This window comes from Streptomyces sp. CC0208 (assembly GCF_003443735.1).
GTDB classification, from domain to species: Bacteria; Actinomycetota; Actinomycetes; order Streptomycetales; family Streptomycetaceae; genus Streptomyces; species Streptomyces sviceus.
The window spans coordinates 8,692,928-8,707,738 of the sequence record NZ_CP031969.1; the positions used below are offsets into that span (position 1 = coordinate 8,692,928).

Genomic DNA, 14,811 nt, shown 5'->3' on the forward strand with positions numbered 1-14,811 from the left:
TCGCTGGTGTCTCAGTCGCAGTCGCGCACCCTGATCGTGTAGATGCCGCGGCCGTGGGTGGCCGCGTACAGCGTGCGCCCGTCGGGGCTCAGCTTCACCTGGAGCACGGCGACGGCCGGCAGCGAGCCGACGCGCTGCCAACTCGTACGGCCGGGCGCGCGATAGACGACGCCGAGGTCGGTGCCGACGACGAGGCCGCCGTTCGGCGTGACGACCGCGGAGTCGGCCGGCACGTCGGGGAAGTTCTTCGAGATGTCCTTCCAGGTCGTGCCGCCGTCCTTGGACTCGAAGACGTGGCCGACGCCGGCACCCGGGCCCTCGGTCCACTGCCGGGAGAACCCGTTGACCGTGAGGTAGACGTGGGCGGCGTTCTTCGGGTCGATGGCGAAGCCGCTGAGGTAGCGGTTGGGTACGGTGCCGTCCGCGCCGGTGGCCGGCAGGGCGATGTCGTGCCAGCCGGTGCCGTCGGCGTTCCCGACGGAGATGCCGCGGGCGAAGCCCTGGTTGTTGCAGGGACCGCACCAGGCCGCGTACACCTTGCCACCCGAGGCGGCGACGGCGGTCGCGGTGTGGCCGGCGCCGAGGTCGTACACGCTCTTCCACTCGTCTCCGCTGCGGATGGCGTAGCCGTGGGTCTGCACCCAGACGTGACGGCCGCCGGCGATCCAGGTGGAGCTGTTCTTCGCGTCGGCCGCGAGCGGTGCGATGAAGCGTGCCTCGCCGGTGGCGTTGTCGGGCGGGGCGACGCCGTACGACGTGGCCTTGCTCGGGTCGTCGATCCAACTGCCGTCGTTGACGGCGCAGTTCTGGGTCACCTGGATGGCGAGATAGACGTACTCCTCGGCGATGTTGCAGCCGTTGGCGGGGTCAGTGAGGGTGTCGCCGCCGTCGCCGCCGAAGTTGGAGCCCATCACCTTGTCGTTGCTGCGCAGGACGGACTGGCCGTTGTCCTGCAGACCGCCGGTGACGGAGACGCCGCCGTGGTCCAGGTCCTTGCCGACACCGACCGAGTAGTACTGAAGGGTGTCGATGGTGCCGTCGTTGAGCGAGGTCCAGTCGGTGGCGTGCCCGGAGGAGTCCTGGGAGCCGTTGACAGGGCGCTTGTAGACGCCTCCGTCGTTGCCCGCGTACACGAAGCTCTTGCCGTGGTAGCGGCCGATCGCGACGCCGTGCTGGTCGGAGTGGGTGGTCGGGTTGCAGTCACCGCTCTGCTTGGCCGGGTCGATGCTCCAGCAGGGGAAACCGAAGTTCCAGTACGGGCCGACGGTCGACCAGCTGGCCCCGCCGTTCTTGGTCTCGTAGACCTCCTCCAGGCCCGCGTACACGTGCTCGGGGTCGGCCGGGTCGACGGTGAGGAACTGGTTGTACCAGGCCTGCACGCCGGGCATGTAACCCGGGGAGGTCAGCGCCGAGCCGGAGGCGGCCAGGCCCTGGTAGTCGGCGATCTTCGTCCAGGGGCCGCCGGGAGAGCCGGACTTGGAGACGTAGATGCCCTCCAGACCGCTGTCAGGGTTGGTGTTCAGCTGCTCCGGCGACTGGTCGATGGCGTAGTAGCGCGAGCCGTCGGCGGAGCGGGCGAAGGTGACGCTGCCGACGTTGTCCGCGTCGGTCGGCAGGTCACCGAAGCCGCTGGTGATCCTGGTCCAGGTGCCGTTCACCTTGGTGTAGAAGCCGTTGTATTCGTCACCGCTGCGCCAGCCGACCGCGAGCACCACCTTGGCGGGGTTCTTCGGGTCGATCGCGATGTCGTTGGTGATGTTCTTGTACGCGGCGTCGGGGTCGTCGGCCTTCGAACCGCCGGGAAGATAGTCGGGGTTGGGCGCGTACTCCAGCTTCCAGGCGCCGCTGAGCTTCTTCGTGGAGTGACTCCACACGCCCTCGCTGGTCGCCGCCCACACCTTGCCGCCGCCGAAGCGCAGCTGGCGGATGGTGGTGGACTCCAGTTCGTGGCCGCCGACCCGGCTGCGTGTGGAGAACGTGCCGTGGTGCGGGTCGGACAGGACATAGACACCGCTGCCGAGGTAGGCGTCCGCGTTGGTGGTCGCTTCGCCGGTACCCAGCCACAGCCGTCCGCCGCTGTCGAGCGTGAGCGCGCCGGTCGACTGTGAGGGAAGCCGGTCGCTGATGGGCTGCCAGTGTCCACCGCCGCTGCGGGACCGCCACACCCCGCCACCGGCGCTGCCCGCGTACACGTACCCGTCGTCATCGGCGGCCACCGCGGCCATCCGGCCGGTGACATTGCCCGAGCCACCGCTGGAGTTGGAGTCGATGTCGCGATAGCGCGGGTCGTCGGAGTTGTACGGCAGGTCGGTGACGTTGCGCCAACTGCCGCCGGTCCTGGGCAGTTTGGTGAGGCTGCTCCATGCGGCCCCGTACGCCCCCGGGGCGACGATGCCGGGCGAGGTGCGGGCCTCGGCGTACTGGTCCGCGCCCTCGGCGATCTCGTCGGCCTCGTTGCCGTCGTCGCCGTCGTCCTCCTTCGTCTTCGGGCTCATGGCACCCACCGACTGCTGCCGCTCAGCGGCGAGTTGGGCGAGGGCGCGAGCCCCGAAGGGGCTGCTGTCGTGTCGGCCGGGCGCGGCGCTCGCGGGTAGCGCGATGAGCCCGGCGGTTGCGGTGATGGCGCAGGTCGTGAGCCATCGTCTTCTGCGAGTTGGTGCTGACACCAGGTCCTCCCGAGCGGGCGGTGATACAGCCGTCGGTGGAGACCCGACCACGCGCGGGACGGAGCATTCGGGGGTTTGGCAAGTCTTTGACCAGAACCTGCCACTTGCGTGCGCAGCTGGAGCGTCGGGGCTTTTCCATGCTGCTGTACGTCGACCGCTCCTTGCACAGGGTGTCGAAGTCCGTGGCCCGTAGCGGCTGTTCGGCAGAGGACACCGGCGGTCCGCGGCACGGGCGGGAGTCCCCGACGGACGCCGGCAAAGTCGATGGGCGCGCGGAACTGGCCCAGTCGCCACTGTCCGGCGGACTGCCAGCGCATCCTGCAACTCTCGCCGGAGCGGAACCGGCTCGGTCAAGGACCCTTGACGTGCCAGGAGATGGCCGCCTGTTTCGGCCTGGACCGCGCGCCGTGAAAGGCCCGAGCGCTGCGGTCGAGGCGAAGCGCCTGGTGGTCCGGGGCAGGTTGGTCGAGTCGGCGTCGGGCCGGTTCACGCTCGCGCAGGACGCTGCCGGGCAAGGCGGCGGTCATGAGCGTCGTCATCGACCGGTAGACGATCGCCTCGGCACCGGCTGTGGAGCGCTCGACCAGGTCGAGGAATCCGTCGCGGAGTCGGCCGAGTCGGCCGGGACGGCCAGGAAGACGACCGCGTCCGCGCAGCACGCGGCCCAGTCGGCAGCCCGCTCGGCGCAGGCCGCGCAGCACTCCGCCGGGGTCGCGCGTGGGTGCGCCGCGCAGGCGGACCAGTCCGCCTCCCAGGCGAAGCGGGCCGCGACCCCTCCGCCCTGCGCATGGCGCTCCGTGTCAACCCCCGGCTGACCGGCGCGAGGACCGAGCCGGGCGGCCGGATGCCCGCAGCGGGCACCCTCGCCCAGTACGTCGACTACGCGCGGGCCGCCGTGGATGCGGGCGCACGGGCGTGCGGGCGCGCACGAGCTGTTCGTGGACTGCGGGCGGACAGTCGTCTCCCTTGCCGAACGGGTCGGCCCGCCGGTCTGTCATGAAGTCCCGAGGCCGTTGAGGAGGGTGTCGACGACGACGTCCGCCCCCTGTCCCGCGCTCAGTTCCGGCAGTTGGCGGGAGACCAGGTGCATGAGCTGGGGGAGCAGCACGCTCGCCCAGCCCTGCGGCAGACCGGAGCGCAGCAGGCCTTCGTCCGTGGCACGTCGCAGGAAGGTGTCGACCTCCTCGACGGCCGCATCGCGCCGGGCGTGGACGCTGTGGTCGGTGAGCATGCGGGCGAGGTCGACCGGCCAGGTGCGGTTGACGGTGATGATGTTCTCGACGTAGCGGTGCAGGGCGACGGCGACGGGTGCCTCGCGGAGCCGCGCGTCTTCGATGGCGTGCTCGATGGCGGTGAGACGGGCTTCGTAGATGGCCGCCAGGAGGTCTTCGCGGGAGGCGAAGCGGCGGTAGACGGTCCGCCGGTCGACCCCCGCTTCGGCCGCGATGCTCGCGATGCTCGCGCCGGGGTCGGCGGCGAGCATGCGGGCGCCTGTGGTCAGGACGGCTTCGAGATTGCGCGCTGCATCGGCTCTCACCGCACTGATTCTAGTGGCGAGATGTGATGCCTGAGACATCTAGCGCCTCTCGGGAGTAGAAGGCTCCTCTCTAAGTGCTACATTCTAGTGACAGAAAGATCTGTTAGTGCCAGATTGATGAGTCTCTAGAAGGGTGCTTCCGATGACGAAGGCAGACAACTCCTCCTCACCCAGGGCGGGTGGTGTCGCCGCCGCGATGAGCGCGCTGGTCCTGGCGGTCCTGCTCGCGGCCCTGGACCAGACGATCGTCTCGACCGCGTTGCCCCGGATAGCCGAGGACCTCAACGGTTTCGACGACATCGCATGGGTCAGCGCCGCCTACCTCCTCGCGTCGACCGCGGTCACACCTCTGTGGGGCAAGCTGGGCGACATGTTCGGCCGCAGGCCGCTGTATCTGGCCTCGACCTCGGTCTTCCTGATCGCCTCCGTGGCCTGCGGCCTGGCACAGAACCTGGCCGAACTGGTCGGCGCCCGTGTGCTGCAGGGTGTGGGCGGCGGCGGCATGATCGTGCTGACCTTCGCCCTCGTCGGCGACATCGTCGCCCCGAGTGAACGTGGCCGCTACCAGGGCATGTTCGGCTCGGTCTACGGTGTCGCCAGCATCGTCGGCCCCCTGCTGGGCGGCGTCTTCACCGATCAACTGTCCTGGCGCTGGGCCTTCCTGATCAACCTGCCGGTCGGCATCGTCGCCCTGGCCATCGCCGCCCGGGCGCTGCCCGCCGCCACTCGGGGTACCCGGGCCCGCGTCGACTACCTCGGCGCCACCGTGCTGGCCGCCCTCGCCACCGGCCTGGTGCTCGTCACCTCCTTCGGGGAGCGCTGGGGCTGGGGCTCGCCGGCCATCGTCGGTCTGATCGCCGCCACCATCGTGCTGGCCGTGCTGCTGGTGCCGGTGGAGCGTCACGCCGCCGCCCCGGTCCTGCCGCCGGCCATGTTCGCCTCCCGGACCGTGGTGTTCTCCTCGCTGATCGCCTTCTTCGCCAACGCCGCGATGTTCTCCGTGCTGGTCTACCTGCCGACCTACCTCCAGATCGTCCACGGAGTCTCGGCCACTCTCTCCGGCGTTCACATGCTGCCTCTGGTCGCCGGTCTGGTCGTCAGCCAGTCCCTGGCCGGACGCTGGGCCGCACAAGTCGGTCGGCTGCGGACGATCCTCCTGGCGGGCCTGGTCGCCAACCTTGCCGGGCTGCTCCTGCTGGGCACCATCGGCGCGGCCACCAACGCCCTCGTACTGAGCGTCTACTTCCTGATCACCGGTGTCGGCATCGGCATGGTGCCCATGGTCGTGCTGACCACCGTCCAGAACAGCGTGCCCGCCGCCGACCTCGGCGCCGCCAGCGCCGTCGTCACCTTCGCCCGCTCCATCGGCGCCGCCTTCGGGGTCGCCGTTTTCGGCACCCTCCTCAACACCGGCTTCGCCGACCGCACAAGCGGCCTGCCGACCGCCGGCGGCTTCGACGCAGCCCGTCCCGACACCATCGGCCGGCTGCCAGGTGCCCTGCGTGACTCCGCACTGGACGCCTTCGCCCACGCCACGGCCGGCGGCTATCTCTGGATCGCGCCCGCCCTCGCCGTCGGGGTTCTCCTCGCCCTGTTCCTGAAGCCGGCACTCAGGACCGGCGAGACCGCCGCCCTTGACCACTCGGACCCCGCGCCTGCCAAGGATTCCGTCCAGGCCGCCGCCTGACCCGGCGGCTCCCATGCCCCTGACCGGCCGACACCCCACCGGGTGCCGGCCGACGGAGCGCTCCGGGCGCCCACGACGCGGGCCAGGCGTCGCTGTCCTGTCCTGCGGAGTCGCCTCCGAAAGCCGCTTGAGCTGGGTGTCCTACAACGAGTGCAGTCGGTGCGCCCACAGCGGGGCCGACGCCGTCAAAGACCTGGCGGTGGGCCCGTGGACCACGTTTCTCGGCCACCACATGGGTGCCGTGCCGTGCCGTCCGCCACCGGAGTGCGCAGCCGGGCCTGGTACAGGTGCACCTCCGGCCTTGCGGCCGTCGACGCGGAGTGGCCGCCGGCCCGCCGCTCCGCCGCGGCCCGTGTCACTCAGGGCTCGGCGCCCAGGCGTTGATCGAGGGCTGGCCGAGCTGCGGTTCGGGGCTGTCCGGAACTGGACGCTCTCTGACGTGAACAGCGGTGTCGCCGCACCCCGGAAGGCAAAGATCGTCGTACCCGGTGCAGAACATTCCGCAGGACACGACGAAACGAGGGACTGCTGTGAGCAACCTGACCGCCGCGATCGAATCCGTGTCCCAGCTGACCACCGGCTGGCGTGCCATGGTGCTCGACCGGGACGAACAGGCCGACGTACGGGATCTGCCAGGGCTCGCCGTCCGCTGGGCCGACTGCCGTTTCGCCTTCTGGAACGCGGTCACCCTGACCGAGACGGGGACCGACGCGACGCTCCTGGAGAAGCGGCTGCGACAGGCGGCGGACATCATGGGGTCCAAACGGCAACCGGGCTTCCTGTGGCTGTTCGAGGATCTGCTCGCCGACGACGCACGCGCGGCCCTGGAAGAGGCCGCGGAACGCGCGGGCCTGGCCTACGCCTTCCCCGGCACCGGTATGGCCGGCGACCTGCTGCCCATCCCTGAACCCCACCACCCGGACCTGACGTTCGAGCGGGTCACCACCGACGAACACCTCCTGGCCTACGCGGACCTCAATTCACGCGCCTACGGCTTCCCCCTGGAGGACGGCCGCGACGGACTGGCCGGCTCCGCCCTGTGGAAGCAGGAGGTGTACGCGTACCTGGCGCTGCGGGACGGCACACCGGTCGCCTGCGCCGCCACCGTCGAGGCCCAGGGCAGGCTCTTCGTCGTGCTCGTCGCCACCGACCCCGGCTGGCAGCGCCGCGGTTACGGCGAGGCGGTGACCCGCAAGGCGCTGTACGAGGGTGCCCGCGCCACCGGCCTCACGAGGGCAACCCTGCACGCGACCGCCGCCGGGGCACCGGTGTATCCGCGCATCGGTTTCGAGCCCAACTCCCCGATGCGCTTCTATGCGCTCAAGGGCTGAGACCAGGCCACCCTGAGGGACCTCTCGCTCCCGGGCGTGGCGCATGGTCTGTCTGTACACGACGGCCTGCGGGTTCAGGGGACGAGGTCCGGCGTGCTGCCCGAGGGCGGCGGGACCCTTGGCCGGTCCCGCCGCCCTCCTAGGGGTGTCAGCGGACAGTTGCGCGGGCAGCGCGCTCGATCACGGCGGCCACCAGATGTGGGTGTGAGACGGCGACGGAGTGGGACGCGGCGACCTCGGTGGTGTGCGCGTGGGCGCGCTTGGCCATGAAGCGCTGCACGGCCGGGGGGATGTTGAGGTCTTCGGTGGTGATGATGTCCCAGCTGGGCTTGGTCTTCCAGGCCGCGGTGGTGGCCTTCTCCTCCAGGGCTGCCTGGGCGATGGGACGTTGCTCGGCGGCCATCAGGGCTGCCTGCCCGGCCGGTACGTCGGCGGCGAACTGGTGGTGGAACTTGTCCTGCTGGATGTACAGGTCGGTGGCGGTGGAGCCGTCGGCCTGCTGGTAGGTGACCGGGTCGAGGGCGGCGGGGAGCGTGGAGCCCGGGTACTTGTTCGTGAGCTCCAGGGCGCTCTCGCCGGGGGCGGGCAGGAAGGCGGCCACGTAGACCAGAGCCTTGACCTCGGGTGCGGCTGTGGCGGCCGCGCTGATGACGTTGCCGCCGTAGGAGTGGCCGACGACGATCTTCGGTCCCTTGACGTGGTCGAGGACCGTGCGCAGGGCGGCGGCGTCGGAGGCCGGGCCGCGCAGTGGGTTGGCGGCGGCGACGACCGGGTAGCCGTCGGCGCGCAGGTCGGCGATGACGCCGTTCCAACTGGATCCGTCGGCGAAGGCTCCGTGCTCCAGGATGATGGTGGGCTTGGCGTGCTTGGCCGCTCCGGCAGCATCGGCCGTCTCGGTCGCGCCGTTGGCGGTGCCGCTGAGGGCGAACGCGCCGAGCGCGAGCCCCGCTGCGGCCGTCGCGACCGCCCCCGTCAACAGCCGCTTGCGTCCACCCTTGATACTCACCACGACAAACCCCTCTCAGGAAATTCTTCTCGGTACTTACGGTGTTCGGTCTCGCCGGATCCAGTCACCGCTTTGACTGGTGATGAATCTGGCATGCAGATCAGCATGCAGATCGGCTCCGGGCGGAGCGGATCACGGACGCCGGTTGCCAGGCAGCAGCGCGTGCAACGTGGACAGGCTGTCCCCGCCGGTGGGTGATTGAGGGCCGGGCCGCTCGGTGGCCGCGACGGGATGTACCTGCGCCCCCACACCTGAAGGCTGCCGGCGCTCGGAACTGGCCGCCCCTCAGAGGCGGTCGGCGTCGACCACGGCCTGGGCGAAGACGGTGGGTGCTTCCTGTGGCAGGTTGTGACCGATGTTCGCGATCGTCCGGTGCAGGTAGGGCCCGGTGAAGTGGCTGCGGTAACCGGACCCGTCGCCCGGTGCGGTGAACGGGTCGAGGGCGGCGTCGAGGGTGACGGTGGGGACCCCGATGGAGGGCTGTGCGGCCAACTGCTTCTCGTAACGGTCGTAGCGCCGGTCGCCGTCGATCAGGCTGATGCGCCAGCGGTAGTTGTAGAGGACGATCGCGGCGTAGTCGGGGTTCCTGAAGGCATCGGCCGTGCGCGCGAAGGTGGCGTCGGAGAAGTTCCAGTTGGGGGAGACGAGGGTCCACACGTAGCGGCACAGCGCGATGCGCTCGTCGACGTTCTCCATGGCCTTCACGCCGCGGTCGGTGGCGAAGTACCACTGGTACCACCAGTTGTGTTCCACGCCCGCAGCGGCGGGCTCCAGCTGCATCTTGCGGTCGGTGATGAGGTAACCGCTGGTGGACACAAGGGACTTGACGCGCTCGGGCCACAGGGCGGCGATGATGTCGGCGGTGCGCGAGCCCCAGTCGAAACCGGCGAGGACGGCCTTCTCGATCTTCAGGGCGTCCATGAAGGCGATGATGTCCAACGCGATCGCGGACTGCTCGGCGGTGCGCGGGGTGTGGCGGGACAGGAAGCGGGTGCTGCCGTGGCCGCGCAGGTACGGGACGAGGACGCGGTAGCCCAGGTCGGCCAGGAGCGGGGCGACGTCGACGAAGCTGTGGATGTCGTACGGCCAGCCGTGCAGGAGGACGACGACCGGGCCGTGCTGGGGGCCGACCTCGGCGTAACCGATGTCCAGGACACCCGCCTTGACGTGCTTGAGCGTGCCGAACTCGGTGTGGGTGCCGGGGGTGATGCTGGGCACCGCGGGCGTGGGGCCGCCGCCCGGCTCGTCCAAGGCGGTCGTGGCGGTCGTGGCGGCAGCGTTGGTTTGCAGGCCTGCCAGCGAGACCGCGGCCGCGCCGGTGCCCAGGCCGACGGCCTTGCTGAAGGTACGCCTGTTGATCATGTCTGGTCCTCCGTCGTGCGATTCCGATGACCCGGCCCGTGCTTGGTAAGCCTGCGGCGAGGCGACCCTCGCACAGTGCTCGTCACCTGTCAAACAGGTGACGAGCATGGCAGGTGTTCCAACCTCTCGCCCGCTCTCATCTCTCAACAGCGCCTGTGGTGCGGAAGAAGGTCCAGCTTTGTGAGACACCTTGAGAATATAGATGCCTGAAGTGCTACATTGAAGTGACAATTAGAGGGAGCGGTCAAGGAACTGCACCTGAAGTACCTGAGGCACGGGAAGAGAGAAGCGCATGATCACCTACGACCGGCTCTTCGTCGGAGGCAGCTGGGTCGAGCCGAGCGACCCGGAACCGCTCGACATCCCCTCGCCGCACGACCGGTCAGTGATCGGCCGTGCGGTACAGGCGCGACCGGCGGACGTGGACCAGGCGGTAGCCGCGGCACGAGCCTCATTCGAGGAGGGTGTGTGGCGCCTGACTCCGCCCGCGGAGCGCATCGCCGCCCTACGGCGGTTCAACGCGCTGCGTGAGGAGAACGCGGAGCGTGTCGCGCGGCTGATCTCACTGGAGAACGGTTCGGCGGGCTGGTTCACCCGGGCCGGCCAGCCGGGCCTGACCCGGCAGGCGAACGCCTATCTGAGGGCGGCGGAGGAGTTCGCCTGGGAGGAGACGCTCGCGCCCTCCGACCCCCAGTCCCCGGTGCGCAGTGTGGTGCGCCGGGAGGCGGTCGGCGTCGTGGCCGCGGTGATTCCGTGGAACTCGCCGTTCTCATCGGCCACTTCGAAGATCATCCCCGCTCTGCTCGCCGGTAACTCCGTGATTCTCAAGGTGTCTCCGGAGAACTCGCTCAGCATGGGTTTCCTGGCCGAGTTGCTGGAGCGGGTCGGCCTGCCCGAGGGCGTGATCAGCGTGCTGCCCGCCGACCGGGAGACCAGCGAGTACCTGGTCTCCCACGGGGATGTCGACAAGATCGCCTTCACCGGCTCGACGCGGGCCGGCCGCCGTATCGCCGCGATCGCGGGCGAGCAGCTCAAGCGGGTCAGTCTGGAGCTGGGCGGCAAGTCCGCCGCCGTCATCCTGCCGGACGCCGACATCGACAGGGCCGTGGCGGGCCTGAAGTTCGGTTCGCTGCTCAACAACGGTGAGTCCTGCATCGCCCAGACCCGCATCCTGGCCCCGCGCAGCCGGTACGAGGAGGTGGTGGCCGCCCTGAAGGAGCTGGTCGAGTCGTTGAAGGTCGGCGACCCGAACGAGCCCGACACCTTCATCGGCCCGATGATCCGCCCCGACCAGCAGGAACGGGTGCGCGGCTACATCCAACTCGGCATCGAGGAGGGCGCCCGCCTGGTCACCGGTGGCCCTCAGGTCCCCGAGGACCTGGAGAAGGGCAACTACGTCACCCCGACCGTCTTCGCCGACGTCGACAACTCCATGCGGATCGCGCAGGAGGAGATCTTCGGCCCGGTCCTGGTGGTCATCGCCTACGACGACGAGGACGACGCCGTCCGGATCGCCAACGACTCGGAGTACGGCCTGTCCGGCGGCGTCTGGTCCGCCGACGAGGAGCACGCCCTGGCGGTGGCCCGTCGTATCCGTACCGGCACTGTGACGGTCAACGGCGCCTCCGTCGCCTTCGACGGCCCGTTCGGCGGCTTCAAGGCGAGCGGGATCGGCCGGGAGTACGGGGCAGTCGGCCTCGGCACCTACACCGAGTACAAGACCATCACCGTCTGACCCCGAACCGTACGCACCGGAAGGCTTGACGCCGACACGCCTCTGGTCGTCAGTGCCCAGCACCAGCCAGTGGGGAGCCAATCTCACCCGTGCAGTGCTGCCCGGGGGCTCCTTCGGTACCACCGGGAGGACCTATGCGACCTGGGGGAGCGGCCGTTGGGGCAGCTGAAGGGTACTGCCCGCGCGGTCACCTCTGGACGGACAGGCTGACGTGCGGTGCTCGAGGGCCGACGCCATGGTGTGGCGACTCACATCCTCCTTCGTCACCGGCTTGACGGGTGACGCATGGAGGGGCATGCTGAGATCTGTCCAGGGCAAGCGGGACGCCGTCCGCGATCGACGAAGTGGAGCACGGTCATGAACAAGGGACTCACCACGGAAGCTGCCGAGGCGGCGGTTCGACACGCGCGCTTCGGCAAGCTTCCCGAGCGCATACGTTTCGACGACATGACCGAAGCGGTCGAAGCCGATCCGGCCGGCAGGGCGAACGGATCGTACGACCCCGAAGGCTCGTGGAAGTTCTACTCATGCCTCGCCCTCGACCTGGGGCTGTAGGCGCACGAGTCGAGTCGTAGACATTCGGCTCAACCGGAGTCCGAAGACCTTCCGGCCCAGATGGTGAGCATCAGCCATGGCAGTCAGCTACACCGCCGTTGTCGACGTCGACGGAGAAGGCCGCAACGGCGGCCAGGTCCGCTCCTCCGTGGCCGCCGGCTGGGCCGCCTGCTTCCTCGGCGCCCTGCGCCGCGCGGCCACCACTCGCAGGATCCGCCTTACCAGTACGGCCATCACCGCCGAGATAACGCTCACCCACGGCGACGACGGCGGGTTCTCCCTCTCCGCGGTCCTCAACCCCGTCCTCGGCGGCGTCGACCAGGCCACCGCCCAGGAGCTCGCCGAGGCCGCCCACCAGATCTGCCCGTACTCCAAGGCCACACGCGACAACATCCCAGTCACCGTCAACGCCGGCGTCGCCGCCTGAAACCTTCCCCCCCAATCCGTATCTGCATCCGCACCGCCGGTCGAAGAGCGAGGACAGGACATGGCCGCCACGACACACACCTACGTACGGATCGCCCCTCGCCCCCGCTCGGATGGCGCCGGTGTCACCGGCGAGCGGCCGTCCCGAAACGCGGTGAGGCCGCAGGACCGGGACTGGCCGACCGACACCCGGGTGTGGAACTGGACGGAGAGCGCGGCCCTCTGGGGGTACGGCCCGTCTCCCTCCGCCTTCCTCTGACCGGCGCCATGACCGCCTGGTCGGCAACTGAGTACCCGACGCAGAACCGGGTCCCGGACAAACACACCACCCGAAAGCGAGAGCACAGCCGTGGACATGAAGCTCGAAGTCGTCATCCTGCCCGTCTCCGACGTGGAGCGGGCCAAGGGCTTCTACGTGGAGCAGCTCGGGTGGCGCCTGGACGCCGACTTCCCGATCAACGACGGCTACCGGATCGTTCAGGTCACCCCGCCCGGGTCCGCATGCTCGGTGATCTTCGGCAAGGGCCTCACCGAGCAGGAGGCCGGCACGCTCCATGGCCTTCAGCTGACCGTCACCGACATCCTCAAGGCCAAGGAGGAGTTGACCTCCAGCGGTGTGGAGGTCGTCGGCCCCTTCCGCGACGAGACCGGCGCCTTCCACCACGCCGGTGACACCCATCGGGTGCCCGGCGTGCACCCCGAGCGAGCCAGCTACGGCACCTTCGCCGCTTTCAAGGACCTCGACGGCAACGAGTGGTTCCTTCAGGAGATCACCGAGCGCGCCCCGGGCCGCTGAGCCCGTCCGCCCGCACCCCACCGGCCGCTGAACGGCGAGGCAGTCATCGCGCACCAATCGCATGTCCGCCGACTGGAACGACGACGCGTCGAGCTGGAGCGCCCACCCCGTCCCGGCGGACTCACCGGAAGGGGCGCACCGACGGGGGTTCGCGCCCTGTGGGCAAGGTTCACACCTTGCCGGTGTCAGTCGGTGTCCGTCCCGCCCTGCTTGACCAGGGTGTACATGACGGAACGCTGTTGCTTGTGGCGGCGGATACGGCCCTTGGCGACCAGGGACTCAAGGGTGTTGCGCACCACCTGCGGGGTGGGACTGCGGTCCGGGTGCTTGGCCAGGAGTTCGTCCCGCAGCTCCTTCGCGGGACGTGGCTCCTTGTACTGGCCGAGCAGCTCCGCCAACAGATCACCGAGCAGCGGCTGGTGCGACTTGGCCTTCGCTCCGTCCTTCGCCGTCTTGGTGGCCGGGGCGGACTTGGCCGACGCCGAGCGCCGTGCGGTGGTACCGGCGGGAGCCCGCTTCGCCTTTGCGACGGGCGGCTCGTCCTGCGACTGCTCCGGCACACGGGACGCGTCCGCGAAACTCGCGTACCGCTCGGCGAGGTTGAGGATGTCCGAGAGAAGGGCTTCCTCCTGCTTCAGGACGTTGATCCTCTCCGCCAGCTCCTGTTGCCGCCGACGGTTCTCCTCCAGGTCCGATGCGGCTTGCGCTACGTACCGCGACCGGAGCGTGGCGGCTGATTGGCTGGTCACAACCGTTCACTCCCTGGGTATGACTGACATGTGCGCATGGTACCCACGCCCGAGGGCCGCGTGTGGACGAGTGCCAGCGCCAGATGGCTCGCGCCCTTCGTAGGTACTGTCCGGTAAGTGTGTCCTAGAAGCATGTATGCGCGCTGGGCCCCCCACTGCGCCACCTGAGGTGTGTTGCCGCGTCGTGAACCGAGGCCCAGCCGTCGGTGTGCTGATCTCGACGGCTGCCGCTGAACAGGTTGCGCGGGACCCTGAAGACCGTGGCCGCGCGCGGAGCCCCGCGTTCGCCAGGACCGCGGGCGCTCGGGTGAGGGGTCAGCGGGCGGCGGCCGCGGGTGCCGACTTCTTGCGGGCCCGGTACGCGGCGGCCTTGATCTTGTTGCCGCAGGACTCCATGCCGCACCACTGGCGCCGCATGCCCCGGGAACGGTCGATGTAGACCCGGGTGCACTCGGGGTTGCCGCATTCCTTCATCAGTGGCACGTCGGGGCCGCTGAGCAGCTCGACGGCCTGCCGGGCGACGGTGGCCAGGGCCTGCTCCGGTGTCGCGTCGGTGTGCCGGCCCGACAGGGTGAGCTGGGGCGTCGCAGGCGTCTTGCGTGCGGCGGCGTTGAGGACGCCGAGCGCCTCCCGGTTGAACTCATCGCCGAGCCTGCGGTCGGTGACGAGCCGGTAGACGGCCTCACGCACGGTCGTGGCCTCGCGGACGTCGTCCTCCCCGCCGGGAGTGACCGTGTCCACCAGCCCGGACTCCAGGTACCAGGCGTTCAGCCGCTCCGGCGTCACGAACATCTCGAACCGGGCCGAGCGTCGGGCCCGGAGCGTGGCCGCGAAGTCGAGAGCCGGGTGCCCGCATACGAAGACATGGTCAAGATTCACATCACCATCTTGACAGGTGACGTGTGGGGATGCAAGAACCGTCACCGCTTCAGACGGTTCAGACCGGCGGCGCCCCTCGCGA

At 69.6% G+C, this 14,811-nt stretch carries 14 protein-coding genes; 7 read left to right on the plus strand and 7 right to left on the minus strand.

Features of this window, described 5'->3' with window-relative positions; all coding sequences use genetic code 11:
- Nucleotides 1-11: 11 nt before the first annotated feature.
- From D1369_RS39935 to D1369_RS39945, 3 genes are all read right to left on the minus strand, one after another.
- The gene (locus D1369_RS39935; RefSeq protein ID WP_118083041.1) at nt 12-2,666 is read right to left on the minus strand and encodes a glycosyl hydrolase; all 2,655 of its coding nucleotides are present in this window, start codon (nt 2,664-2,666) and stop codon (nt 12-14) included.
- 350 nt (nt 2,667-3,016) lie between these two features.
- Nucleotides 3,017-3,325 carry a hypothetical protein gene (locus tag D1369_RS44810; protein WP_162951050.1) on the minus strand — a complete coding sequence of 103 codons (309 nt, stop codon included), beginning with the start codon at nt 3,323-3,325 and terminating at the stop codon, nt 3,017-3,019.
- Nucleotides 3,326-3,660: 335 nt separating this feature from the next.
- A complete protein-coding gene (locus D1369_RS39945) occupies nt 3,661-4,149 on the minus strand; it encodes a TetR/AcrR family transcriptional regulator (protein ID WP_037898669.1) in 489 nt (162 codons plus the stop codon).
- 196 nt (nt 4,150-4,345) lie between these two features.
- On the opposite strand from D1369_RS39945, the gene D1369_RS39950 reads away from it, so the two are divergent.
- Nucleotides 4,346-5,890 (plus strand): MDR family MFS transporter, encoded by a 1,545-nt coding sequence (locus D1369_RS39950; RefSeq protein ID WP_118083042.1) that lies wholly within the window; start codon nt 4,346-4,348, stop codon nt 5,888-5,890.
- Nucleotides 5,891-6,420: 530 nt separating this feature from the next.
- Nucleotides 6,421-7,221, plus strand: a complete 801-nt coding sequence (locus D1369_RS39955; protein ID WP_037898667.1) for a GNAT family N-acetyltransferase — start codon at nt 6,421-6,423, stop codon at nt 7,219-7,221.
- 148 nt (nt 7,222-7,369) lie between these two features.
- Here D1369_RS39955 and D1369_RS39960 read toward each other — a convergent pair whose 3' ends face one another.
- On the minus strand, nt 7,370-8,230 hold the full coding sequence (locus D1369_RS39960) for an alpha/beta hydrolase (protein ID WP_037898666.1): 861 nt from the start codon (nt 8,228-8,230) through the stop codon (nt 7,370-7,372).
- Between the two features lie 282 nt (nt 8,231-8,512).
- A complete protein-coding gene (locus tag D1369_RS39965) occupies nt 8,513-9,589 on the minus strand; it encodes an alpha/beta hydrolase (RefSeq protein ID WP_007379545.1) in 1,077 nt (358 codons plus the stop codon).
- A 292-nt stretch (nt 9,590-9,881) separates the two neighbouring features.
- Between D1369_RS39965 and D1369_RS39970 the strand changes: the two genes are divergently transcribed.
- From D1369_RS39970 to D1369_RS39990, 5 genes are all read left to right on the plus strand, one after another.
- On the plus strand, nt 9,882-11,324 hold the full coding sequence (locus D1369_RS39970) for an aldehyde dehydrogenase (protein WP_007379544.1): 1,443 nt from the start codon (nt 9,882-9,884) through the stop codon (nt 11,322-11,324).
- Nucleotides 11,325-11,681: 357 nt separating this feature from the next.
- Complete coding sequence (locus tag D1369_RS39975; RefSeq protein WP_007379543.1) at nt 11,682-11,879, plus strand: hypothetical protein; 198 nt, start codon at nt 11,682-11,684, stop codon at nt 11,877-11,879.
- Between the two features lie 76 nt (nt 11,880-11,955).
- Entirely contained in the window at nt 11,956-12,306 is a 351-nt protein-coding gene (locus D1369_RS39980; RefSeq protein ID WP_007379542.1) for an Ohr family peroxiredoxin, read from the plus strand.
- Between the two features lie 60 nt (nt 12,307-12,366).
- Nucleotides 12,367-12,564 (plus strand): hypothetical protein, encoded by a 198-nt coding sequence (locus tag D1369_RS39985; RefSeq protein WP_007379541.1) that lies wholly within the window; start codon nt 12,367-12,369, stop codon nt 12,562-12,564.
- Nucleotides 12,565-12,654: 90 nt separating this feature from the next.
- Entirely contained in the window at nt 12,655-13,101 is a 447-nt protein-coding gene (locus D1369_RS39990) for a VOC family protein (RefSeq protein ID WP_037898665.1), read from the plus strand.
- A 185-nt stretch (nt 13,102-13,286) separates the two neighbouring features.
- On the opposite strand, the gene D1369_RS39995 is transcribed toward D1369_RS39990, so the two are convergent.
- Complete coding sequence (locus tag D1369_RS39995) at nt 13,287-13,850, minus strand: hypothetical protein (protein ID WP_007379539.1); 564 nt, start codon at nt 13,848-13,850, stop codon at nt 13,287-13,289.
- Nucleotides 13,851-14,165: 315 nt separating this feature from the next.
- On the minus strand, nt 14,166-14,729 hold the full coding sequence (locus D1369_RS40000; protein WP_118083043.1) for a CGNR zinc finger domain-containing protein: 564 nt from the start codon (nt 14,727-14,729) through the stop codon (nt 14,166-14,168).
- Between the last annotated feature and the right edge of the window lie 82 nt (nt 14,730-14,811).